This window comes from Streptomyces sp. NBC_00029, assembly GCF_045160505.1.
GTDB lineage: Bacteria > Actinomycetota > Actinomycetes > Streptomycetales > Streptomycetaceae > Streptomyces.
The window spans coordinates 8,116,874-8,136,572 of sequence record NZ_CP108292.1 but is presented as its reverse complement, the minus strand read 5'-3'; the positions used below and the strand labels follow the sequence as shown (position 1 = coordinate 8,136,572).

Genomic DNA, 19,699 nt, shown 5'->3' with positions numbered 1-19,699 from the left:
GCCATGCACCCATGGCCCCGCACGCCTGTCACACGGGCCGTTCCATGCAGACGAGCAGGTCCCGCTCGTCCCACGAATCGGTGCGGGCGAACCCGAGCCGCTCGTACAGTGCGATCGCGCCCGCCCGCCACTTCCACACCGACAGCCGCACCGCACCGGTCCCGCTCTCCGCGGCCTGCGCGAGGGCGGCGGCGACCAAGCGGGACGCGATGCCCAGCCCGCGGAACTCCGGGGCCGTCCAGAGCCTCTTCACCTCGGACCGCCCCTCGGCCGGGGCGGTCACCACCAGGCAGCCCACGGCGGCGTCCCCGCTCATCGCGAGCAGCACGGTGTCCGCGGCGAACGCGGTTCGTGGATCCGCGATCTCCGCCCGGTAGCGGCCGGGCAGTTCCTCCACCCCGGCCACGGCCTCGCCCTTCTCGGCCTGGGTCCGCAGATGGTAGGCGGCCAGCAGTTCGGCCAGCCCGTCCCGGGCGGCGAGGGCACTGCCGGGCACGCGGACGACGACGACCTCGCGTTGAGCATTCACGCCACCGAGCATCGCATCCCCGCCGCACAGCCGTCCGGCCGGAGGGGTCAGGCGGGGACGAGGACCACGGCCGTCCCGTACGCGCAGACCTCGGTGCCGACGTCCTGCGCGTCGGTGACGTCGAAGCGCATCATCAGCACGGCGTTCCCGCCGCGCGCCTTCGCCTGTTCGATGAGGCGGTCCATGGCCTGGTTCCGGGTCTCCACCAGGGTCTTGGTGAGGCCCTTCAGTTCGCCGCCGATCATCGACTTCAGGCCTGCGCCGATCTGGCTGCCCAGGTGACGGGAGCGGACGGTGAGGCCGAAGACCTCGCCGATCACCCGCTCGACCCGGTAGCCGGGGACGTCATTGGTCGTCACGACGAGGACGCCGCTCTCGTGCGCGCCGGCGCCGCCGCCGTAGTCTTCGATACCCATGGCCCCCACTCTGGCGCGGGCCGTCGCCTCCCGCACGCCGAACCGCGCGTTCGTAGCATCCGGGCGGCCACGCCCGGACCCGTACGCCAGGACCCCGGCCCGGCGTGGCCGGACATACCGCCCTGCCCCCGCAGCGGTGCACCTGCGTTGTCACGCCGCAGGGTGGGCGGTGACGTGCACGCGAACCCTTGCGCGTACTCCCCAGGTTGTATGGCGTCGCCCCCCAGGACAGTAGGCGGGTCTCCACCCGTGGAGGGGCGCGGTGGGGGCGGTCCGCCCGTAGATTTTCCTCTGCCGGTTCACCGGCCGGTACAGGCCCTGTACTCACGGGTCCCGGTGTGCGCGGCCGTGCCCGTTCGGGGGAGGGCACGGCCGGCGCATCCCGAGTGGCCAAATTGGTCATATCGGGTTAAACGGCGGTGAGCCACCGGCACTAAGCGCCCCGTCCTCTCCATAGTCGTCCCTGGCAACCACCTGGTTGCCGCCCCGTGCCGCGCGTCGCGGCCGGGTGGATGTCTTCGTAGAGGAGCCGGCTCATGCTGAAGCCCACCAGAACCACCCTCGCTCTCGCCACCGGCAGCCTGGTTCTCGGTCTGGTCGGAGCGGGCGGCGCCGTCGCGGACGACGGTCCGACGGACAATCCGGCGCCGCAGGAGATCGTCGTGGGCGGGGCGCAGCCCGGGGTGTACCCCGCCCAGCGTGCCACCGGCCGGGTCGTGTCGAAGGGCCCGCTGACGGTCCGCAGCAGGCCGAGCACCCGCGCGCAGTCCCTCGGCCACGTGTACCCGAACACCAAGGTCCAGATCGCCTGCAAGAAGCACGGCGACAAGGTGAACGGCAACAGCATCTGGTACCGCCTGGCCGAGCGGAACAGCGACTGGGGCCAGGACGCCGCGATGCCCAAGATCGCGTACGACAAGGAGCGCTGGGTCTCCGCCCGCTACGTCAAGAACCTCTCCGAGGTGAAGTACTGCCGCTGACCCGACCGCAGTCGGCATGGGGCAGTAGGCAGTAGGCAGTAGGCAGTAGGCAGTCAGTCCACCGGGCGTACGGCACGCGGGCCCACGCACCGCACTCCGTACGCCCGGACCCGCTCCCGCAGTTCGCGGTCGGCCGTGACCACGACACAGCCGCGCTCCGCATGGGCGGCGGCCAGCTCCACGATCCGGTCGTCCCCGCTCCCGGGCGCCGGGTCCACCCGTACGCCGGGAACGGACTCGATGCCCCGGGCGGCGCCCTCGACGACGAGGATGATCTCCTCGTCCCCGACCCGCGCGGCCAGCAGGTCGCGCAACCGGACGGCCGCGCCCCGCCGGTCCCGCCACCAGCCGTCCGGCACCGAGCCGACGACGTTCGCGCCGTCCACGATCAGCACGCTCGCCACGTGGCCGGACCCTCAGAAGTCGCCGTAGTTGACCTGCCAGGTGGGCAGGCCCATCCGGCGCCAGATCGCGACCACCCGGTCGCGGTCGTCGAGCGAGACCCGTACGGCGTACCGGTGACGCACGTGCGCGTCGAACAGCTCCGCCTTCACCACGTCGTCGCGGCGCGTGTCACCGGCCGCGCGCATCCACAGCTCGTCGTACGGCACCTCGTGGCGCCGCAGCCAGGACTCGGTCTGCGGGCGGTGTTCCTCGCCGCGCCCCGACAGCAGCACGATCACGTCGCCGTCGGCACGCCGGAAGGCGTCGAGCGCGTGCCGCACCGACTCGTTGAGCAGGTCGAGCTCGCAGCGCGAGAAGTCGTACGGTCCCCGGTCGCCGGTGATGGCGAGGGTGCCGTCGATGTCGCACATCACCGCGGCCGGCAGTGCCGGGTCGGGGACGTACTCCGTCACCGGAGGCGCGGCCACTCCGCTCGCCCCGCCGTTCATCCACTCCGCCGTCAGCCGCCAGCCACCCTTGCGGACCTTCGCGTGCTTCTCGGCCAGGATGCGGATGATCTCCTCGCCGACCTGACGCTCCCGGGCGGCGTCCCGGCGCAGGCACTCCTCCAGCGGGACGTCGGTGAAGTCGTGCACGACGAAGGTCGCCAGACCGCCGACCGCGGCCTTGAGCCGCTTGGGGATGTGCTTGGTCAGGTGGGTGTTGTCGACGACCACGTCGAAACCGCCGTCGACCGCCGCGCGGACCGCCGCGTCCTGGACGGTCAGGACCGTCTGCTCGTGCGCGTAGCTGCGGCCCCGCCCGGGGTCGGGCAGGTCGAGCATGAGTCGCAGGTCGTCGAGGTTGACGCGGCGCATGCGGCCGCCGGCCTCGGCCTGCAGGGCGCGCGCGGCAGTCGTCTTGCCGGAAGCCGGCAGGCCCGTCATCAGGTGGACGACGGGCAGCGGGGCCTCCTCGGCAGCGGCCACGGGTGTCTCTTCGGACACGGGTCAGTTCTCCTCGTCGTTCGTGAAGGGGTCGGAGGTCTCCGGCCGTACGTTGCGCCACACGGCGAGCTCCGTGGGCCGGCCGTCCAGGCGCAGGAACATCGCGGGCCTGACCTCACGGTCGGGCAGTTCCTTCACGGCGCGGGCGAAGGCCCCCCGGTCGGCGGCCAGGTGTGCGAGCGACGCGTACGCCTCGTCGATGGCGCGCTCGCGCCGTGCGGCCTCGCCCTCGATCCGGTCGATCACCTCGCGCACCCAGGCGTCGAACTCGTCCGGCACCTGGTCCAGCAGCGCGTCCAGCGGCTTGCCGCCCGAGGCCTCGATCTCGGCGACCGTGGAACCGAGGCCCTGGGCGACCTGCTTGGCGGGCAGGCCGGCGAAGCGCTGGATGCCGTGGGCGCGCCAGATGTCCCGCTCGGTGACCTTGGTGAGCACGCGGTGGAGCCGTACGTACTCGGACAGCTTGGCCTTCGCGCGCACGCCGGAGGCGAACCGCAGCACGAAGCCCTCCGCCTGGGTGCCGGTCGCGGCGGCGCCGCCGGGCAGGGTGTTGGACTCGGTCAGTGCGACCAGCTCGTCGATGGGCATGGCGGGCCACACCGTGACGACCGAGCCGATCGCCTCCCAGTGGGACGCGGCCTCGGCGAGCGGGACCTCGGTGCCGTCCTGGCCGAAGGCGGCGAGGAGGACGAGGTCCCGGCGCTCGCCGTAGTCGACCACGATGCGGTTCTGCGGGTAGAGGATCTCCGCCAGGTACGTGGTGCCGGGACGCAGAGCGGCGGTGTCCCGGCCGTCGAGCCGGCGCTGGGCCCAGGTCGCCTGGGCGCTGATGAAGGACCCCTTGGAGGCGACCCGCCAGCGGCCCGCGTAGTGGAAGACGACGGCGAGGCTGCCGTCGACCTTGTCGTACACCTCGAACGGCTCGTCCGGGAGGGCGGGGGCGTACGGCTGGCCGGACTCGTGCTCGCCGACGTTGAAGAACTTCGGCAGCGGCAGGGCGACGATCGCGCCGGTGGTGTCGTCGGCGACGAGTCCGCGGCAGCGTGTGGTGACCTCGTTCCAGACGCGTTCGTACTGGGCCGTCCGGGTGTAGGTGTAGATGGACAGCGGCAGTTCGGGGTGCGACTTGCGGGTCACGTACCCGGCGTCGATCGAGTCCGCCAGCGCCTGTGCGGGCAGCAGGTCATGCAGAGTCAGGGTCTCCTGGCTCATGGGGTCCTCCCGGTTTGAGATGGCTCATTCTCACGTGCGGGAGGGTGTGCCCGGTAGTCAATTATGCCTGGTCGGGGCACCGCCCAGGCGGTTGATGTCGGCGGGCCGCAGGATGTGGCCGGGGACCTCGGTGCCGGGCGTGGCGACGGCGATCATGGCTCGGCCGAAGGCCTCGGAGGTGATGACGCTGTTCGGGGCGACCCATCGGACGAGGGGGACCAGGGGGCCGAGGACCGCGTAGAACATCCGGGAGATGCGGGCCTTCGAGGGCACGCCGCGCACCGGCTGGACGATCCCGGGGCGGAACATGTAGGCGCGGAAGGGCAGTTCCAGCAGGTCGTTCTCGGTCTTCCCCTTGACCCGGGCCCACATGGAACGGCCCTGCACGGTGCTGTCCGTGCCCACGCCGGACACGTAGACGAAGGTCATGCCGGGGTTGGCGGCGGCCAGCGGCCGGGCCACGGCGAGCGTCAGGTCGTGGGTGACGCGCCGGTAGGCCTCCTCCGTCATGCCGACGGAGGAGACGCCGAGGCAGAAGAAGCAGGCGTCGTACGCGGCCGGGTCGACCCCGGCCGCGGCAAGGTCGGACGGATCGTCCTGGACGCACTCGCGCAGCTTGGGGTGGCTGACTCCGAGCGGTGTGCGTCCGATCGCGAGGACGCTCCCGACCGCATCGTCGCGCAGGCATTCGCGCAGGACGCCCCGGCCGAGCATGCCGGTCGCACCGAAGAGGATGACGTTCACACGGGCAGCGTAGGCGTCTCGCCGACATCTCGCCGGACGACCCGGTCCGGCAGGATCTCGAAGAGACGACCTAGTGGGAGACGCAGAGCTCGTTGCCCTCGGGGTCGGCGAGGGTGGTCCAGACGCTCGGGCCCTGGCGGCCCTCGTGGAGGTGCTTCGCGCCGCGGGCGATGAGGCGTTCGACCACCGTCTGCGGGTCGTCGGAGCCGGTCCGGACGTCGAGGTGGACCCGGTTCTTGACGGTCTTGGATTCGGGGACGAGCTGGAACAGGACGCGGGGCGCGCCCTCCAGACCCTCCGGGTGGCGGATGGCGGCTCCCACCTTCCAGACGAGGGTGCCGCGGTGGGTCTTGGTGTCGTCCTCGGTCGCGTGGCCCGCTTCGATCAGGCCGCGGATGAACGGCTCGTCGCTCGGCTCCACTTCCCAGCCCAGGGCGTCGGCCCACCAGTCGGCGAGGCTGTGCGGGTCGGCCGAGTCGATGGTCACCTGGAATGTGTAGGCCATGCCGGGACCCTACTGAGGTGCCGTCGTGACTGCCACACGGCGGCGTGCGCCAACCGGGGCCGCGTCATCGGCGCTCCGCCCCGCGCCGGGCGCCGAGATGAGAGGCGACCAGGGCGGCGAAGGTCAGCAGCCAGGCGCCCACGGAGACCCAGAGCAGTACCTCGCCCAGCGGGCGCAGCCAGGGGATGCCGGCCGGGTCCGCCACGGACAGGCAGGCGGTGGCCGTCATGCCGAGCGGGAAGACGGTGGCCCAGCGCCGGATGTCGTAGCGCGGCCTCGGGTGGCGCAGTTCGGCGGCGAGGAGGACGACGTACCAGACGAGGGACAGGACGAGCAGGGCCAGCGTGACGGTACGCAGGGTGCCGTGCGCCGAACCGGTCCATACGGGTGAGGCCGTGAGCTTGGATCCGGCAAGGGCCGAGATGGAAAGCGCACCGCCCGCCACCCAGTGGTCCCCCGCCCCGCCCACCACCTCTCGGAGGTCGAAACGGAAGAGGGCCGCCAGGTAGAGCAACAGCCCGAGGCAGAAGGCGGCCAGTGCCGCCCAGGCCAGCCAGTCCACATGCTCGGCGGTGGCGAGGGAGGCGGCGAGGACGGAGAGCCCCTGGGTGGCCACGCAGCCGAGGAACGCCGCCCCGGGCATGCGCTGCCCCCAGTGCCGGACGACGTTGATCAGCAGTCCCGGCCACACCACGGTCGCCAGCACGAGCAGCACGGCAGCGGCCGTCTGCCACCCCTGCGCCGAGAGCCGGGCTCCGATGACGGCTGTGGCGGCGACGGCCGTCAGCGCGGCCGGGGTGTCGGCCTCCGCCCGGAACCGTCCGCGGTCGCCCAGCAGCCGGAAGGTGAAGTCGGCGGCGAGTACGAGCCACAGCGCCCCGGCGACGGCGAGCGCGGCCAGCGACACCACCTCGTACCCGGTCAGGTGCAGGCCGACGGAGATGATGCCGGTGGCCATGACGGCGGCTCCCGCCGCCGGCGGGAGTCCGGTCCACCAGTCACGGCCGGGGAGGATGCTCACGCCTCCAGCGGACCCCACCGTTCCGCGGGCCGCCAGTGGACAGGGCCGACCGGCGCGGGAACCACACGGCCGGGTGGGCATGGTTCCTGCGCGCCGGTTCGAGCGAGCCTGCGCGCGATGCACATGCGGGTATCCGGGCCGGTCCTGGGATCGGAGTCGGGCGCGGACCTGTCGGTCCGTCACCGGGGGCGGACCGGCGGGTCCCCGTCCCCCGTGCGCCGGGCGGGCGCTGCCGCGTCAGGGTGGGCCGCCCGGGTCCCCGGCCCGCCGGCCGCCGCGCGCGCCGACGGCGTGGCCCGAGGGGCGCGCTGTAGCGTCGGACGCCCTCGGTGGTGGCCGGAACTCGCGCTTGTCAGCCCGGTAAGGCCTACCTAACCTATGGCTCGCCCTCGATCGAGGGCCTCGGCACGACTTCGGGACCCGTCCCCTACCGAAGGAGCCTCCCCCATGAACGCCCGTCTCGACCATGCCCAGCCCTATGCCGTCGGCCTGTTCCGGATCGTCACCGGACTGCTCTTCGCCTCGCACGGTGCGGCCTCCCTCTTCGGTGTCCTCGGCGGTGCGCACGGTGGTGGCACCGTCGCGGCCGGAACCTGGCCCGGCTGGTACGCCGCCGCCATCCAGCTCGTCGCCGGCGCCCTGATCCTGCTGGGTCTCGGCACGCGGGCGGCCGCCTTCGTCGCCTCCGGCTCGATGGCGTACGCGTACTTCACCGTGCACCAGCCGGGTGCGCTGTGGCCGCTGCAGAACGGCGGCGAGGCCTCGGCGATGTTCTGCTGGGCCTTCCTCCTGCTGGTGTTCACCGGCCCCGGCGCGCTGGCGGTGGACGGGCTGTTCTCCTCGCGGTCCTCGGCCTCGGTCGGACGCCGGGACGAGAACCGCCCGGAGACCGTGACCGCCTAGATGAACAGCTCCTCGGCCATCTGACCGTTCGAACGCCCTGCCCCGCCGGGGTCGCGCTCGGCAATCCCTCGCCACGGCCCGCGGCGCCCCGCTCCTGCGGCTCCGCGGGCCCGGACGCGCGGACGAAGCTGCGGCTGAACGCGGCCTGTCGGACGGCCGTGCCCTGCCGGGCACGTTGACCCGTCAGCTGCATGCGGTGTCTTCCGTGCGCAACTCGGCGGTGTGCTGCCGGTGTTCACGGAACCGATGGCCGGTCATGCAGGCGACACCCAGGGACAGGTACGGGATCAGGCTCGTGTTCATCGAGCCGTTCGGGCCGACCGACAGCAGTGCGGCGTCCGGGCACTCCACGCGAACACCATGACGAGGGCGAACGCGTCGGCGCCCGGACGGTGGCCGATAGCCTGGGTGCATGGAGGAACTGGGTGGGGTGGAGATCGTCGGCTTCGCGGACGCCGAGGCTTTCGAGAGCTGGCTGGCCGAGCACCACACGCGCCACGAGGGCGTGTGGATCAAGCTGGCCAAGAAGAAGTCCGGGATCGCGTCGGTCACCGACGACGAGCTGGTCGACATCGGGCTGTGCTACGGCTGGATCTCCGGGCAGCGGCGTGCCCTCGACGAGCGCCACTACCTGCAGAAGTACGTACCCCGCCGGCCCAGGAGCCTGTGGTCGCAGGTGAACGTCGACAAGGTCGCGGAGCTGACGGCCGCGGGGCGGATGCGCGAGCCGGGTCTGGCCGAGGTGCGCAGGGCGCAGGCCGACGGACGGTGGACGCACGCCTACGAGTCCCAGCGGACGGCGACGGTGCCACCCGATCTGGCGGCGGCGTTCGAGGCGGATCCGGAGGCCCGGAAGGCGTTCGAGGCGCTCGACCGGACCGGGCGCTACCAGGTGATCCTGCCGTTGCTCCAGGCGCTCACGCCGGAGACCAGGCGGGCCCGGCTCGACCGGGCGGTGCGGCTGCTTCGGGAGGACGCCCCATAGGCGCGGGGCGCGGGCGCAGGACGCGGGAAGGCGTCAGGCCTGGCCTCCCCGTGGGGGAGCCAGGCCTGGCGGGAGGCGGAGCCGCAGGTCAGGAGCGCTGGTCGCGGGCCTTCTCGGCGCGCTCCGCGTTCTTCTCCTTGATGCGGACCGTTTCCTTGCGGACCTCGGCCTGGGTGGCGCGCTCGCGCTGCAGCCACTCGGGGGCTTCCTGCTTCAGCGCTTCGATCTGCTCCGTGGTGAGGGGCTCGGTGACCCCGCCGCGGGCGAGGCCTGCGATGGAGACGCCCAGCTTGGCCGCCACCACCGGTCGGGGGTGCGGACCGTTGGCGCGCAGCTCCTGCAGCCACTGGGGCGGCTCGGCCTGGAGCGCACTCAATTCGCTGCGCGAGACGACACCCTCCTGGAACTCTGCGGGGGTGGCCTCGAGGTACACGCCCAGCTTCTTCGCCGCGGTCGCGGGCTTCATCGTCTGGGTGTTCTGGTGCGACGTCATGGTGTCAAGAGTATCGAGCGTGTGCGCTACCTCCGACCACGACCGGTAACCTTGCGGGGTGACAGGCTCGGAAGTACCAGTACCCCCTTCGTTCCGGCTCGCTTATGTCCCCGGGGTGACACCCAGCAAATGGGTGCGTATCTGGAACGAGCGGCTGCCCGACGTCCCCCTGACCCTGGTCGCGGTGTCCCCGACCGAGGCGTTCGGCGTACTGCGGGCGGGCGGCGCCGACGCCGGGTTCGTGCGGCTGCCGGTCGACCGTGACGACCTCAGCGCGATCCCCCTCTACACCGAGACCACGGTGGTCGTCGTCCCCAAGGATCACCTCGTGGCCGCGGCCGAGGAGGTGTCCACCGAGGACCTCGCCGACGAGATCGTGTTCCACCCCCTCGACGACACCCTGGCCTGGGAGCAGCTGCCGGGGAAGCCCGCGATCGAGCGCCCCGAGACGACGGCGGACGCGATCGAGCTGGTGGCGGCCGGGGTGGGCGTGCTCGTCGTCCCGCAGTCGCTCGCCCGTCTGCACCACCGCAAGGACCTGACCTACCGGACGGTCTCGGACGCGCCCGCATCGCGGGTCGCGCTGTCGTGGCCGCAGGAGGAGACCACCGATCTGGTGGAGGAGTTCATCGGGATCGTCCGCGGCCGGACCGTGAACAGCACGCGGGGCCGCGCGCCGACCCCGCCGCAGCCCAAGACGAAGCGCAAGCGCCCGGAAACGGGTGCGGGAGCGGGCGGCGCCGGCGGGGCTCAGCGGAAGTCGGGGGCCGGCAAGGCCGGGGCCGGCAGGTCGGGGTCCGGGAAGCCGGCGGGCAAGAACACCCGCGGCGGTTCCGGTGCCCCCAAAGGCGGCGGCAAGAGCGGCAAGCCCCGGCGCCGTCCGTAGGAGGACGTAGGGCCTGGGGAGCGAAGCCCGTACGGACCGAGCACGGGATGGGCCCGGTCCAGTACCGGCTGGGCCCGTGACGGCCTGGCTTCGGGGGTCCGGATCGCCTCTCGGTGTATGCAGGGGGGGATGTATCTCCGGCGGTCGCACGCACGACACCACCACCCGCAGGTGAGGCACGCACAGCTGGCGGTTCCGTTCGCGCTGATCGCCCTGGTGACGGCGGTCGACCTGATCGCTCCCCCCGAGGTGCACCTGGGACCTTTCCTGGCCGCGGCACCGGCGGTGACCGCGTCGTTCGCGGGTCCCCGGATGACGGCCCTGGTGGGTGTGGTCGCCGTACTGGCGCAGATCGTGGTCGCGGTGGGCAGTACCACCGTGACCGACCTGAACCACACCTTCCAGATCATCGCGCTCGTGATGATCTCGGTGTTCGTGACCTTCTTCGCCCACCTGCGCGAGGTGCACGAGAAGGAAGTGGTCCAGCTGCGTTCGGTGGCGGAGACCGCGCAGGAGGTGGTCCTGCGGCCCCTGCCGGACCGGATCGGTCCGCTGGGTGTCGCCTCCGTCTACCTCGCCGCCGCGGCCGAGGCCCAGATCGGCGGCGACCTGTACGCCGCCGCCCGGACGGCCACGGGAACGCGGCTGATCATCGGCGATGTCCGGGGCAAGGGGCTGGACGCGGTCGGGGACGCCGCCCTCGTCATGGGCGCCTTCCGGGCCTCCGCCCACCAGGAGGCCCGGCTGCCGGGCCTGGTGGACTACCTGGAAGCCGCGGTCTCCGCGGACCTGGACGGCGGCGCCGGGGACGAGGGGGAGAGCTTCGTGACCGCGGCCGTCCTGGAGATCCCCGACGCCGGGCAAGTGCTGCACCTCGTCAGCTGCGGCCATCCGCCGCCGCTGCTCGTGCTGCGCGCGGGCGGAGCCGTCCAGCTGGAGGTGCCGCGGCCCGCGCCGCCGCTGGGTCTCGCCGGACTCGTGGCTTCGGACGTCACCGCGCAGACCTTCGCCTTCGGCGACGGCGACGTCCTGCTCCTCTACACGGACGGCGTCCTGGAGGCGCGCGACGGGTCGGGCGCCTTCTACCCCCTGGCGGAGCGCGTGACCGCGTGGTCGGGCCTGGCGCCGCAGGCCCTGCTGGACCGATTGTGCGAGGACCTGCTCGCGCACGCGGCCGGGCACCGGCTCGACGACGACGCTGCGATGGTGGCCATCTCTCGTCCGTTGCGCCCTTAGAGGTGTCGGGCCGGCCCCGGTTTGCCAGAATCGGATCATGCTGACCCTCGGAACGATCGTCATGGGCGCCGCGGACGTGCGCCGGGCCGCCGAATTCTGGACCCGGGCGCTGGGATACGTACCCCGCGACGGCGAGGTGGACGACGGCTGGACCGTCCTCGTCCCGGCCGACGGGGCAGGCGGTCCGGGCCTGGCCCTCGGCCGCAGTGTCAGCCCCGTACAGGAACACCCGCGCGTCCACCTCGACTTGTACGCGGCGGACGCCGCGGAGCAGGGGGCGGAGGTGGCGCGACTGGTGTCACTGGGTGCCCGGCAGGTCGACTGGGACTCCTATCCGGAGGACCCCGACTTCGTCGTGCTGGCCGATCCCGAGGGCAACCGCTTCTGCGTCATCGACGCCACGCACGGCTGACCCGGGCCGGCCGGGACAACGGGAACGGTCCGGACGACCGAGTCGGCCGGGTCAGGTCAGAGGGCCAGGGGGTAGAGGGTCAGAGGGTCAGAGGGTCAGAGGGTCAGCGTGCGCCAGCCCTGCGTGATCTGCTCGCGGACCGCGCCCGCGTCCGGCAGCCTCGGGTCCGGCCCCTGGGGCCCGGTCAGCAGCTCGACCAGGGCCGCGCCGTCCGCCGGGCGCCCGGCGGGATCCGCGGTCAACGCCCGCCCGACGGCGGCCGCGAGGGCCGGATCGAGCGCCCGTACCGCCTCCAGCGCGGCGGGCTCGGGACCGGTGTCCACGATCCGGCGGATCACCGCGCCCGTGCTCGTCGCCGAGAACGGACTGGTGCCGTGGGCCGCGCACACCACGCAGCAGGCCCACGCCCACACGTCGGCGGCCGTCCCGACACGCTCGTCGCCGAACTGCTCCGGTGCCATGTAGGTCAGGGTGCCCGGTCCGCCGCCGGTGCGGGTGAGCCGGGTGCCGTCCACGAGCGCCGCGATCCCGAAGTCGAGCAGGCGCGGTCCGGCGGTGGTGAGCATGATGTTGGCGGGCTTGAGGTCCCGGTGCACGAGGCCGAGCCTGTGCACACCGGAGAGCGCCACGGCCAGCGCGAGGGCCAGGGCGCGCAGCGCCTCCGGGGAGCGGATCGGGCCCTGCTCCCGCAGGTGGACGTCGAGGGGCCGTCCGTCGAGCAACTCCATGGCCAGGTACGGGCGTCCGGCGTCCACCCCGGCGTCGAGCACCCGGGCGGTGTAGGCGCCGGACACCATGGACAGCACCTCCACCTCGCGCTCGAAGCGCAGCAACAGCTCGGCGTGGTCCAGGAGTTCGGGGTGGATCGTCTTCAGGGCCACCTGGGTCGCCGCCCCCTCGCGCCGGGCCAGGTACACCGTTCCCATCCCGCCGGCCCCGATCCGGCCGAGCAGCTGGTATCCGGCGATCGTGCGCGGCTCGTTCGGGTTCAGCTCCTGACAGGCGACCTGCGGCACCGCTCCGGTGCTCCGGTCGGCCTGCGTCGGAAGGTACGGGACCTGCCGCGCGGGCGGGAACGAGGGCGCCGGCGGAACCAGCGGGGTCAGCGGCGCAAGCGGCGGGGCCGTGGCTGTGGCCGCGGCCGCGGGCGTCACCGACGGAGCGATCGAAGGCACGACCGAGGGCGTGACCGTGACGGGGAGACCTCCGCCAGCACGGGCCGTCCCCCGGGCCCTGGAGCTGGCGATGAGGGCGACGGCCTGGAACACGAGGGCAGCCAGCAGCACCCCGACGGGTGCGAACACGCCGACGGCCACCCGGAGGGCGAGCAGGGCGGCCGTCCGCGGGCCATTCGGAGACGGCGCCCCGGGCTGCGCGGGTGCACCGGCGGTCAGCAGGTTGCGCTGCGTCAGGAACCACAGCAGGAGCCAGAGCGTTAGGGCGACGATCGCCCCGCCGACGAAGTAGGTCCGGGCCAGCGTCAGAGGCAGGCCGAACTCGATGGCCAGGGGGAACGCCTGCCCCCAGGCGGCCGGTTCCGCCAGCATGTCCAGGCCGGGAAGGGACCGGCGCAGCATCAGCAGCAGCGCCACCAGGACGGCGCCGCCGCCGAGCTGTACCGCCAGCTCCCCGACGACGGCCGCCCTGCCTGGCGCCGCACGCCCGTCCCGGGCGGCCGACACCCGCTCACGCACGGCATCCTGGGCGCGCAGGAGCAGCGGCAGTGACAACAGCCGCACCACGAGCGCCGGACCGGCCACGGCCAGGACACCCACACTCAGCGACGTGTCCACCATCTCCGCCATGCTTCCCCCGAAATCGCCCCGTGCGCCCGGTCGGCCGGGCAGGTGGATATTAGTCCGTCACCGACCCCGACGGGCGCCGTAACCGTGCCCTCCCCCGGCTTCCCCCCGGCTTCCGTAGCCCGCCCTTACCTCCACCTTAAGTGGAACCTAAGGCTCATCGCCGCCATACAGAAACGAACGAATGTCCGTTTCGGTGCGGCTAGCGTGCTGCTCGATCCCCCAACTCCCCAGTAACACAGAGGCAGGCACGTGATGGGCAGCACAGTCGGGCACCGGCGCAGGACGAGTCGTACGGCGAAGGTCACGGGCGCGATCGTGGCCGCGGCGGTGATTGGTGGGGCGGCCTTCGCGCTCACCGGTACGGCGCAGGCGACCTCCGTCGGCGCCGTGTACACCAAGTCCAGCTCCTGGAGCGGCGGTTACACCGGCCAGTACGTGATCACCAACGGCACCGGCCGGGCGCAGTCGGACTGGACCCTCCAGTTCGACCTGCCCGCAGGAACGAAGATCGACTCGCTGTGGAACGGCACCCACACCGTTTCCGGCAGCCGCGTCACCGTGAAGCCCGCCGCCTGGAACGCGCAGCTGGCCGCCGGGGCCTCCGTCACCGTCGGCTTCGTCACCAGCGGCACCGGTACCCTCGGCGACCCCACGGGGTGCCTGATCAACGGGGTGAAGTGCTCGGTGGACCAGGGCGCCACGGCCCAGCCCAGCGGACGCCCCACCGTCCGGCCCACCGTCACCGCGAGCCCGGCGCCGACCGCACCCGCGACGTCCGCCGCGCCCACCGGGACCAAGTCGCCCTCCCCCACGGCGACCGCCCCCGTCCCCACTCCCGCCCCCGGTGGCGGCGGCGCGCGCTTCGCCCCGTACGTGGACACCTCGCTCTACCCCTCGTACGACCTGCTCGACACCGCGACGAAGACCGGCGTGAAGGAGTTCCACCTCGCCTTCATCACCTCCGGCGGCGGCTGCGCACCGCTGTGGGGCGGCGTCACGGATCTCGCGAACGACAAGGTGGCCGCCCAGACCGGTGCGCTGCGCGCCAGGGGCGGCGACGTACGGGTGTCGTTCGGCGGGGCCGCCGGGCACGAACTGGCCCTGAACTGCGCCACCGTGGACGACCTGACCGCCGCGTACGGGAAGGTCGTCGACCACTACCGGCTCACCAAGGTCGACTTCGACATCGAGGGCGCCGCCCTGCCCGACACCGCGGCCAACGCCCGCCGCGCGCAGGCCATCGCCCGGCTGCAGAAGTCCCACCCGGGTCTGGACGTCGCCTTCACGCTGCCGGTGATGCCCGAGGGCCTGACCCAGCCGGGCGTGGCCCTGCTGGCCGACGCGAAGAAGAACGGCGTGCGGGTCGACGCGGTCAACATCATGGCGATGGACTACGGGCCCGCGTACAGCGGGGACATGGGGCAGTACGCGATCTCGGCCGCGACCGCCACCCAGGCGCAGATCAAGGGCGTGCTCGGGCTCTCCGACGCTGCGGCGTGGAAGGCCGTGGCCGTCACCCCGATGATCGGCGTCAACGACGTCGTGAGCGAGATCTTCACGGTGGAGGACGCGACGCAGCTCGTGGGCTTCGCGGCGTCGAAGGGAATCGGCCGGCTGGCCATGTGGTCCTCCACGCGCGACAAGCAGTGCGCGGCCGGTGCGGTCAACCACGCGGATGCGACGTGCAGTTCCATCCTCCAGGAACCGCTGGCCTTCACCAAGGCGTTCTCGGCGCTCAAGTAGCCGCTCGCGCGCCGCTCGAGGCCCGAACGGCGGCCGACGGGTACCGCGGCGGCGGTGAGACCCGTCGGCTCCGCCGTCGCGCCCGTCCCTCGTGACCGTCCCCCGCGCCCGGGCCTCGTGACCGACCTGCGGTCCGCAGGCTCCAGCGGTGGCGGACCGGGCCGGGACTCGGCACCCTGGTGGGCCTGATGGTCACCTACAACGCCGTCGGGCCGCCCGGAAGGATCGCCCTCTACGGCATCGTCCTGTCCCTCGTGCACGTCTTCCGTACCGCCGAACTTCCACGAGGTGGTGCCGCCGGTGCTGGCCGGCGTCCTGGTGTGGGGGATGGCCCTCCTGGACGTCATCACCGGCGCCCACCCCCAGGTCCCGGCGGGCGCCAGGGCCCTGTTCATCCTCGGAGCCCCCGTCACCCTCACGGCCCTGGCCTGCTGGGAAATGCATCGTCCGCGCCGTCTCCACGGCCTGACGATCCGTGCCGCCCCGGGCCGCTGAGGCCCCCATGACGGCACGTCCGGTAACCCTCTGTGTTTAGCGGCCCGAAATTCGGTAACAAGAAGTAGTGACAGGCAGTCAATACCCGACGGAAGGCAGGAACATGACCCTCGGCACCGTGCTCATCCTCGTCGTGGTCCTCGCAGTTGTCGGACTTCTGATCGCGGCCCCCAGCGCCACCGTCCGGCGCAACCCCTTCCCGGGCCGCCGACAGCGGGCCGGGCACCGCCGCTCGCGCACTCCCCGGTCGAACCGGGTACCCCCGCAGCGGGGCATCCAGCACCACGCGCGCTGACGGCGGGACGGACTGCGGCCGCCCGCCCCCGCCGTCAGACCGACGGCGGGGGCGGGAGCTGGGGCACGAGCGGGCCCTGCGCGAGGATCCGGGCCGCGGCGAACTCCTCGCGGGAGGCCTCCTCGGCCAGCTCCAGGTAGCCGTAGGCGTCGTCGCCGACGGGGATCCGCAACGGCGTGGGTCCCTGGGCCGCGACGATGTCGAGGACCCGCGCGGCGAAGTCCTCGGGGCGCCCGGTCTCCGGGTTCTCCGCGAGACCGCGGGCGCCCTCGAGCATCTCGCGGTTCGTCACGTCGTAGGCCGGGACCCGACGCTGCGACTGGGCCATGGACGTGCCGTAGCGGGTGGCGAACATCCCCGGCTCCACCACCGTGACGCGGATGTTGTGCGGGGCCGCCTCGACGGCCAGGGTCTGGCTCATGCCTTCCAGGGCGTGCTTCCCGGCGACGTAGGCACCCAGGCCCGGGAAGGCGATCCGGCCGACCACGGAGGAGATGTTGACGATGTGGCCGTGGCCCTGGGCGCGCATCAGCGGCAGGACGAGCCGGGTGAGCCGCCACGGGCCCACGACCAGGGTCTCCAACTGGTCGCGCAGTTCGGTGTCCGAGACCTCCTCGACCGCACCGAACATTCCGATGCCCGCGTTGTTGACGAGGATGTCGATGCCGCCGAGACGGTCGACGGCGCTACGGACGGCCTCCTCGCAGGAGGCGGCGTCCCGCAGTTCGAGCGGCACCGGGACGATGCGGCCGGGCCAGGCGGCCGCGAGGTCCTCCAGGTCTGCGGTCTTGCGGGCGGTGACAGCCAGTTCGTCCCCTGCCCGGGCCGCGGCCGTGGCCAGCGCGTGCCCGAGGCCGGAGGAGCATCCCGTGACCAGCCAGCGTCGTCCCATCGTTCCCCCGTGACGAGTGAGTTGTTCCGGACCGTGGTGATGACGGCCATCGTCGGGGGGCGGCCCTCCGCGGTCATCCCCTCCCGCGGGGGCGTGCGGAGGCGCGCGGGCGCACGTACGGGCGCGCAGAGCGCGGCCCCACCCCCGGACCACCCCCGGGCCGCCGCCGGGCCAGGACGTCCTCAGACGGGGTCGGTCGCAAAGAGCTCCAGGTGGGAGCAGCGCGGGCAGCGGTACGCCTCGATGCGCCGCCGGGGCCTGCCCAGCCGTTTGGCACCGCCGAACAGACCGCGTTCCAGCGGCCCGGCGATCCAGCGCGCGTACCCCCGGGCCCCCTCCCCCGTGTCCTCGACAAAACCCGGCTCCAGGCCGACGGCATCGCAGTACGTGCATCTCATCGCGTCCACGGGTCGAGTCTAGGAAGCGGGCCGCGGCCACAACGCACCCACCCGGCCGCCTACCCGCCGCCCGCAGGTCCGGCGGGTAGGCGGCCGGGTGAGGAACTTCACCGCGGGGGGTGCCCCCGGACCGCGGCCCTCGTTGCTAGATTGTCCGGCGGCCGGTCCAAGGCCCCGGACGAGATGCGCCGTACCCGGTTACGCACGACGACGCGCGAGGTGCTGCACGAGCAGCGCCGTCCGCTGTCCGTACCCGGGCAGTGTCCTCGTCGAGCAAGATGGGCCGAACGCCATGACCGTGCCACGCACCCGCAGCCTGTACCGGACGACCGCACACGCCGCGGGGGGCCGTACCGGATCCGTCCGCACGGACGACGGACGCCTGGACGTACGCCTGGCCCCGCCGCGCAAGAAGGTGCCCGGCACCACCAACCCCGAGCAGCTGTTCGCGGCCGGTTTCGCCGCCTGCTTCACCTCCGCGCTCGCGGAGGTCGCCGCCGAGTTCGGGGCGGACGCCTCCGCCGCGCGGGTGGCCTGCGAGGTGGAGCTCGGCACCACGGACACACCCGCCGGCTACGGCCTCGCGGTGACCCTCACCGTCGGCCTGCCCGGGTGGCGGGCGGCGGACCTCCAGCCCCTGCTCCACCGGGCCGACGCGGTCTGCCCGTACTCGCAGGCCGTGCGCGGCAACGTGCCGCTGACGCTCCTGGCCGTGGACGAGCCCGCCGCCGATGACCGCGCCTGAGCCCGGGCCGGCCGGGCGCCGGCCGGACCTCCCGGACCTCCCGGACGGCCCGGACGGCCCGGACGGCCCGGACGTGCCCGGCGTCCGCGTGCCCGACCACGGCGCCTGGCTGCGGCGCGGCATCAGCCGCAACGGCGGACCCCTCGCCGAGGACCGCGAAGTGGTGTGGCTGCAGGCCGGGTCGTACTACGCCGACAGCCGCGGCTTCGCAGGTACGACGTCCTTCGACGGCTCCCAGGTGCACTTCCACCACCTCACTGGCGAGCCGGGCGAGGACGCCGGTACCTTCCGGTGGGACGGTGCGAACCTCGTCGAGCGGGGCACGAACCCGGACGGCTCCACCTTCCTGGAGATCTGGACCCCTCTGCCCGACGCCGACGCCGACGGCGTCTGCGGCTCCTGGTCCGGCCAGGACCATCACGTGGTGCGCGTCGGACGCCACGTGGTGCACGTCGATTCCCGCGCCGGCGCGTACTGGCGGCTGTAACCCCCGTACCGCTCCCGCCCGGTGAGGGCCCGCCGGGCACCCCCTCGGCCCACCCCTCCCGCCCGGGCCACGGCATACTGACAGGCGAATGACGTCGGCAGGCCACGCCGAGCAGACCGGTGAGGGAGGGCTCGGATGACGCACCTGTTGTTCGAGAGCGGTGACCTCGGGGCCACGGAGGCTTTCCTGTCCTCCGCGTACACCCCCATGCAGATCGGCGGCCGCCCCGCCGACACCAGGGCGCGGATCTCCCGTACCGCGGTCGGCGGGCTCAGCGTGGACCGTCTGTCGTTCGGCTACACGATGGGCTACGACGCGGGCTGCCTGGGCAAAGTGTGCCTGGTAACGATGCACAGCGGCAGCATCGTGGACACCACCGGCGGCCGCGAGGAGATCTACGGTCCCGGCGAGACCTTCCTCCTCGCCCCCCACGACCGGCCCTACGAGGGGCAGGTCCGCGCGGCCCGGTACACGATCACGATGTTCGACCCCCGCCTGCTGAACCGGGTCGCCTCACTGCCGGGGGAGAAGGACGTACGGATCACCGGGGCCCGGCCGGTCGGTCCGGCCGAGAACCGGCGGCTCGGCGCGGCCGTTGCCTACCTCCGCGACCACGTCCTCGACGACACCGCCGCGTACGCCGACGGTGACGGCGACGGCGACGGCGACGACCTGCTGGTGTCCACAGCCGTCCAGCACCTCGCGGCCACGGTGCTCCGGACCTTGCCGAACAGCGCCCGGGCCGACCGGGCCACCCCGGCGGACACGCGCGACGCACACAGCGACACCCTGCGCCGGGCCGTCTCGTTCATCGAGGCCAACGCCCACCGCGACATCACGCTCGCCGACATCGCCGCCTCCGTACCGGTCACGCCGCGTGCGGTCCAGTACGCCTTCACCCGCCACGCCGGAACCACACCGCTCGGCCACCTCCGCCGCGTACGGCTGGCCCGCGCCCACGCCGAACTCCGCGCCGCCGAGCCGTTCGGCCCCACGACCGTCGCCGCCGTCGCCGGACGGTGGGGCTTCGCCCACCAGGGCCGCTTCGCCGCCGCCTATCGTCAGACGTACGGAGTGGCGCCGTCCGTCACCCTCAGAGCCGCCGGACCCGGCTGACCCGACCGCG

25 protein-coding genes and 1 riboswitch are annotated in these 19,699 nt (G+C 73.0%); of the genes, 12 read left to right on the top strand and 13 right to left on the bottom strand.

The features are described from left to right. Window positions 1–28 precede the first annotated feature (28 nt). On the bottom strand, window positions 29–529 hold the full coding sequence (locus OG753_RS37435) for a GNAT family N-acetyltransferase (protein WP_405791918.1): 501 nt from the start codon (window positions 527–529) through the stop codon (window positions 29–31). A 47-nt stretch (window positions 530–576) separates the two neighbouring features. Continuing rightward, on the bottom strand, window positions 577–945 hold the full coding sequence (locus OG753_RS37430; protein ID WP_327266212.1) for a YbjQ family protein: 369 nt from the start codon (window positions 943–945) through the stop codon (window positions 577–579). Window positions 946–1,481: 536 nt separating this feature from the next. On the opposite strand from OG753_RS37430, the gene OG753_RS37425 reads away from it, so the two are divergent. Beyond that, window positions 1,482–1,925, top strand: a complete 444-nt coding sequence (locus OG753_RS37425; RefSeq protein ID WP_327266211.1) for an SH3 domain-containing protein — start codon at window positions 1,482–1,484, stop codon at window positions 1,923–1,925. Window positions 1,926–1,978: 53 nt separating this feature from the next. On the opposite strand, the gene OG753_RS37420 is transcribed toward OG753_RS37425, so the two are convergent. The 6 genes from OG753_RS37420 to OG753_RS37395 form a co-directional block, all read right to left on the bottom strand. Then, window positions 1,979–2,329 (bottom strand): NTP pyrophosphohydrolase, encoded by a 351-nt coding sequence (locus OG753_RS37420; RefSeq protein WP_405791916.1) that lies wholly within the window; start codon window positions 2,327–2,329, stop codon window positions 1,979–1,981. 12 nt (window positions 2,330–2,341) lie between these two features. Next, window positions 2,342–3,316, bottom strand: coding sequence for an AAA family ATPase (locus OG753_RS37415; RefSeq protein ID WP_327266209.1), 975 nt, complete (start codon window positions 3,314–3,316; stop codon window positions 2,342–2,344). A gap of 3 nt (window positions 3,317–3,319) precedes the next feature. After that, window positions 3,320–4,528: an RNA ligase gene (locus OG753_RS37410; protein WP_327266208.1), complete on the bottom strand. Its 1,209-nt coding sequence runs from the start codon at window positions 4,526–4,528 to the stop codon at window positions 3,320–3,322. 57 nt (window positions 4,529–4,585) lie between these two features. After that, window positions 4,586–5,272 (bottom strand): epimerase, encoded by a 687-nt coding sequence (locus OG753_RS37405; protein WP_327266207.1) that lies wholly within the window; start codon window positions 5,270–5,272, stop codon window positions 4,586–4,588. 70 nt (window positions 5,273–5,342) lie between these two features. Further along, the gene (locus OG753_RS37400; protein ID WP_405791913.1) at window positions 5,343–5,777 is read right to left on the bottom strand and encodes a VOC family protein; all 435 of its coding nucleotides are present in this window, start codon (window positions 5,775–5,777) and stop codon (window positions 5,343–5,345) included. A gap of 64 nt (window positions 5,778–5,841) precedes the next feature. Then, window positions 5,842–6,798, bottom strand: a complete 957-nt coding sequence (locus OG753_RS37395; protein ID WP_327266205.1) for a tellurite resistance/C4-dicarboxylate transporter family protein — start codon at window positions 6,796–6,798, stop codon at window positions 5,842–5,844. A gap of 447 nt (window positions 6,799–7,245) precedes the next feature. Between OG753_RS37395 and OG753_RS37390 the strand changes: the two genes are divergently transcribed. After that, window positions 7,246–7,701 (top strand): DoxX family protein, encoded by a 456-nt coding sequence (locus tag OG753_RS37390; RefSeq protein WP_327266204.1) that lies wholly within the window; start codon window positions 7,246–7,248, stop codon window positions 7,699–7,701. Between the two features lie 183 nt (window positions 7,702–7,884). Here OG753_RS37390 and OG753_RS37385 read toward each other — a convergent pair whose 3' ends face one another. Beyond that, the gene (locus OG753_RS37385) at window positions 7,885–8,052 is read right to left on the bottom strand and encodes a hypothetical protein (RefSeq protein WP_327266203.1); all 168 of its coding nucleotides are present in this window, start codon (window positions 8,050–8,052) and stop codon (window positions 7,885–7,887) included. Between the two features lie 61 nt (window positions 8,053–8,113). On the opposite strand from OG753_RS37385, the gene OG753_RS37380 reads away from it, so the two are divergent. After that, a complete protein-coding gene (locus OG753_RS37380; protein ID WP_327266202.1) occupies window positions 8,114–8,686 on the top strand; it encodes a YdeI/OmpD-associated family protein in 573 nt (190 codons plus the stop codon). A gap of 88 nt (window positions 8,687–8,774) precedes the next feature. Here the strand turns inward: OG753_RS37380 and OG753_RS37375 are convergent, their stop codons facing one another. Beyond that, window positions 8,775–9,179, bottom strand: coding sequence for a DUF5997 family protein (locus tag OG753_RS37375; RefSeq protein WP_327266201.1), 405 nt, complete (start codon window positions 9,177–9,179; stop codon window positions 8,775–8,777). Window positions 9,180–9,237: 58 nt separating this feature from the next. Between OG753_RS37375 and OG753_RS37370 the strand changes: the two genes are divergently transcribed. The 3 genes from OG753_RS37370 to OG753_RS37360 all read left to right on the top strand — a co-directional run bounded on the left by OG753_RS37370 (window position 9,238) and on the right by OG753_RS37360 (window position 11,713). After that, window positions 9,238–10,065 (top strand): LysR family transcriptional regulator substrate-binding protein, encoded by an 828-nt coding sequence (locus tag OG753_RS37370; protein WP_405791910.1) that lies wholly within the window; start codon window positions 9,238–9,240, stop codon window positions 10,063–10,065. 129 nt (window positions 10,066–10,194) lie between these two features. Then, window positions 10,195–11,301 (top strand): PP2C family protein-serine/threonine phosphatase, encoded by a 1,107-nt coding sequence (locus OG753_RS37365; protein WP_327266199.1) that lies wholly within the window; start codon window positions 10,195–10,197, stop codon window positions 11,299–11,301. A 37-nt stretch (window positions 11,302–11,338) separates the two neighbouring features. Further along, on the top strand, window positions 11,339–11,713 hold the full coding sequence (locus OG753_RS37360) for a VOC family protein (RefSeq protein WP_327266198.1): 375 nt from the start codon (window positions 11,339–11,341) through the stop codon (window positions 11,711–11,713). A 95-nt stretch (window positions 11,714–11,808) separates the two neighbouring features. Here OG753_RS37360 and OG753_RS37355 read toward each other — a convergent pair whose 3' ends face one another. Further along, entirely contained in the window at window positions 11,809–13,509 is a 1,701-nt protein-coding gene (locus OG753_RS37355; protein ID WP_405791907.1) for a serine/threonine-protein kinase, read from the bottom strand. A 261-nt stretch (window positions 13,510–13,770) separates the two neighbouring features. Between OG753_RS37355 and OG753_RS37350 the strand changes: the two genes are divergently transcribed. From OG753_RS37350 to OG753_RS37340, 3 genes are all read left to right on the top strand, one after another. Continuing rightward, a complete protein-coding gene (locus OG753_RS37350) occupies window positions 13,771–15,261 on the top strand; it encodes a cellulose binding domain-containing protein (RefSeq protein ID WP_405791905.1) in 1,491 nt (496 codons plus the stop codon). 288 nt (window positions 15,262–15,549) lie between these two features. Next, a complete protein-coding gene (locus OG753_RS37345) occupies window positions 15,550–15,756 on the top strand; it encodes a hypothetical protein (RefSeq protein ID WP_405791903.1) in 207 nt (68 codons plus the stop codon). A gap of 103 nt (window positions 15,757–15,859) precedes the next feature. Next, the gene (locus tag OG753_RS37340) at window positions 15,860–16,051 is read left to right on the top strand and encodes a hypothetical protein (RefSeq protein WP_327266194.1); all 192 of its coding nucleotides are present in this window, start codon (window positions 15,860–15,862) and stop codon (window positions 16,049–16,051) included. 34 nt (window positions 16,052–16,085) lie between these two features. On the opposite strand, the gene OG753_RS37335 is transcribed toward OG753_RS37340, so the two are convergent. Together OG753_RS37335 and OG753_RS37330 are read right to left on the bottom strand one after the other, a co-directional pair. Then, window positions 16,086–16,943 (bottom strand): SDR family oxidoreductase, encoded by an 858-nt coding sequence (locus OG753_RS37335; protein ID WP_327266193.1) that lies wholly within the window; start codon window positions 16,941–16,943, stop codon window positions 16,086–16,088. Between the two features lie 182 nt (window positions 16,944–17,125). Beyond that, a complete protein-coding gene (locus tag OG753_RS37330; RefSeq protein WP_405792952.1) occupies window positions 17,126–17,341 on the bottom strand; it encodes a hypothetical protein in 216 nt (71 codons plus the stop codon). 154 nt (window positions 17,342–17,495) lie between these two features. Further along, window positions 17,496–17,558, top strand: a riboswitch (guanidine-III (ykkC-III) riboswitch). A 75-nt stretch (window positions 17,559–17,633) separates the two neighbouring features. On the opposite strand from OG753_RS37330, the gene OG753_RS37325 reads away from it, so the two are divergent. The 3 genes from OG753_RS37325 to OG753_RS37315 all read left to right on the top strand — a co-directional run bounded on the left by OG753_RS37325 (window position 17,634) and on the right by OG753_RS37315 (window position 19,689). Beyond that, window positions 17,634–18,086, top strand: coding sequence for an Ohr family peroxiredoxin (locus tag OG753_RS37325; RefSeq protein WP_405791900.1), 453 nt, complete (start codon window positions 17,634–17,636; stop codon window positions 18,084–18,086). After that, window positions 18,073–18,573: a hypothetical protein gene (locus OG753_RS37320; protein WP_405791898.1), complete on the top strand. Its 501-nt coding sequence runs from the start codon at window positions 18,073–18,075 to the stop codon at window positions 18,571–18,573. Before OG753_RS37325 ends, OG753_RS37320 begins: the two co-directional genes overlap by 14 nt. Before the next feature lie 135 nt (window positions 18,574–18,708). Beyond that, the gene (locus tag OG753_RS37315) at window positions 18,709–19,689 is read left to right on the top strand and encodes a helix-turn-helix transcriptional regulator (RefSeq protein WP_405791896.1); all 981 of its coding nucleotides are present in this window, start codon (window positions 18,709–18,711) and stop codon (window positions 19,687–19,689) included. The last annotated feature ends 10 nt before the right edge of the window (window positions 19,690–19,699 follow it).

Coding starts and splice junctions, on each gene's coding strand:
- OG753_RS37430 (WP_327266212.1), bottom strand. CDS start 945: ATGGGTATCGAAGACTACGGCGGCGGCGCCGGCGCGCACGAGAGCGGC.
- OG753_RS37425 (WP_327266211.1), top strand. CDS start 1,482: ATGCTGAAGCCCACCAGAACCACCCTCGCTCTCGCCACCGGCAGCCTG.
- OG753_RS37410 (WP_327266208.1), bottom strand. CDS start 4,528: ATGAGCCAGGAGACCCTGACTCTGCATGACCTGCTGCCCGCACAGGCG.
- OG753_RS37400 (WP_405791913.1), bottom strand. CDS start 5,777: ATGGCCTACACATTCCAGGTGACCATCGACTCGGCCGACCCGCACAGC.
- OG753_RS37390 (WP_327266204.1), top strand. CDS start 7,246: ATGAACGCCCGTCTCGACCATGCCCAGCCCTATGCCGTCGGCCTGTTC.
- OG753_RS37380 (WP_327266202.1), top strand. CDS start 8,114: ATGGAGGAACTGGGTGGGGTGGAGATCGTCGGCTTCGCGGACGCCGAG.
- OG753_RS37375 (WP_327266201.1), bottom strand. CDS start 9,179: ATGACGTCGCACCAGAACACCCAGACGATGAAGCCCGCGACCGCGGCG.
- OG753_RS37365 (WP_327266199.1), top strand. CDS start 10,195: ATGTATCTCCGGCGGTCGCACGCACGACACCACCACCCGCAGGTGAGG.
- OG753_RS37360 (WP_327266198.1), top strand. CDS start 11,339: ATGCTGACCCTCGGAACGATCGTCATGGGCGCCGCGGACGTGCGCCGG.
- OG753_RS37355 (WP_405791907.1), bottom strand. CDS start 13,509: ATGGTGGACACGTCGCTGAGTGTGGGTGTCCTGGCCGTGGCCGGTCCG.
- OG753_RS37350 (WP_405791905.1), top strand. CDS start 13,771: ATGGGCAGCACAGTCGGGCACCGGCGCAGGACGAGTCGTACGGCGAAG.
- OG753_RS37340 (WP_327266194.1), top strand. CDS start 15,860: ATGACCCTCGGCACCGTGCTCATCCTCGTCGTGGTCCTCGCAGTTGTC.
- OG753_RS37335 (WP_327266193.1), bottom strand. CDS start 16,943: ATGGGACGACGCTGGCTGGTCACGGGATGCTCCTCCGGCCTCGGGCAC.
- OG753_RS37330 (WP_405792952.1), bottom strand. CDS start 17,341: ATGAGATGCACGTACTGCGATGCCGTCGGCCTGGAGCCGGGTTTTGTC.
- OG753_RS37325 (WP_405791900.1), top strand. CDS start 17,634: ATGACCGTGCCACGCACCCGCAGCCTGTACCGGACGACCGCACACGCC.
- OG753_RS37320 (WP_405791898.1), top strand. CDS start 18,073: ATGACCGCGCCTGAGCCCGGGCCGGCCGGGCGCCGGCCGGACCTCCCG.
- OG753_RS37315 (WP_405791896.1), top strand. CDS start 18,709: ATGACGCACCTGTTGTTCGAGAGCGGTGACCTCGGGGCCACGGAGGCT.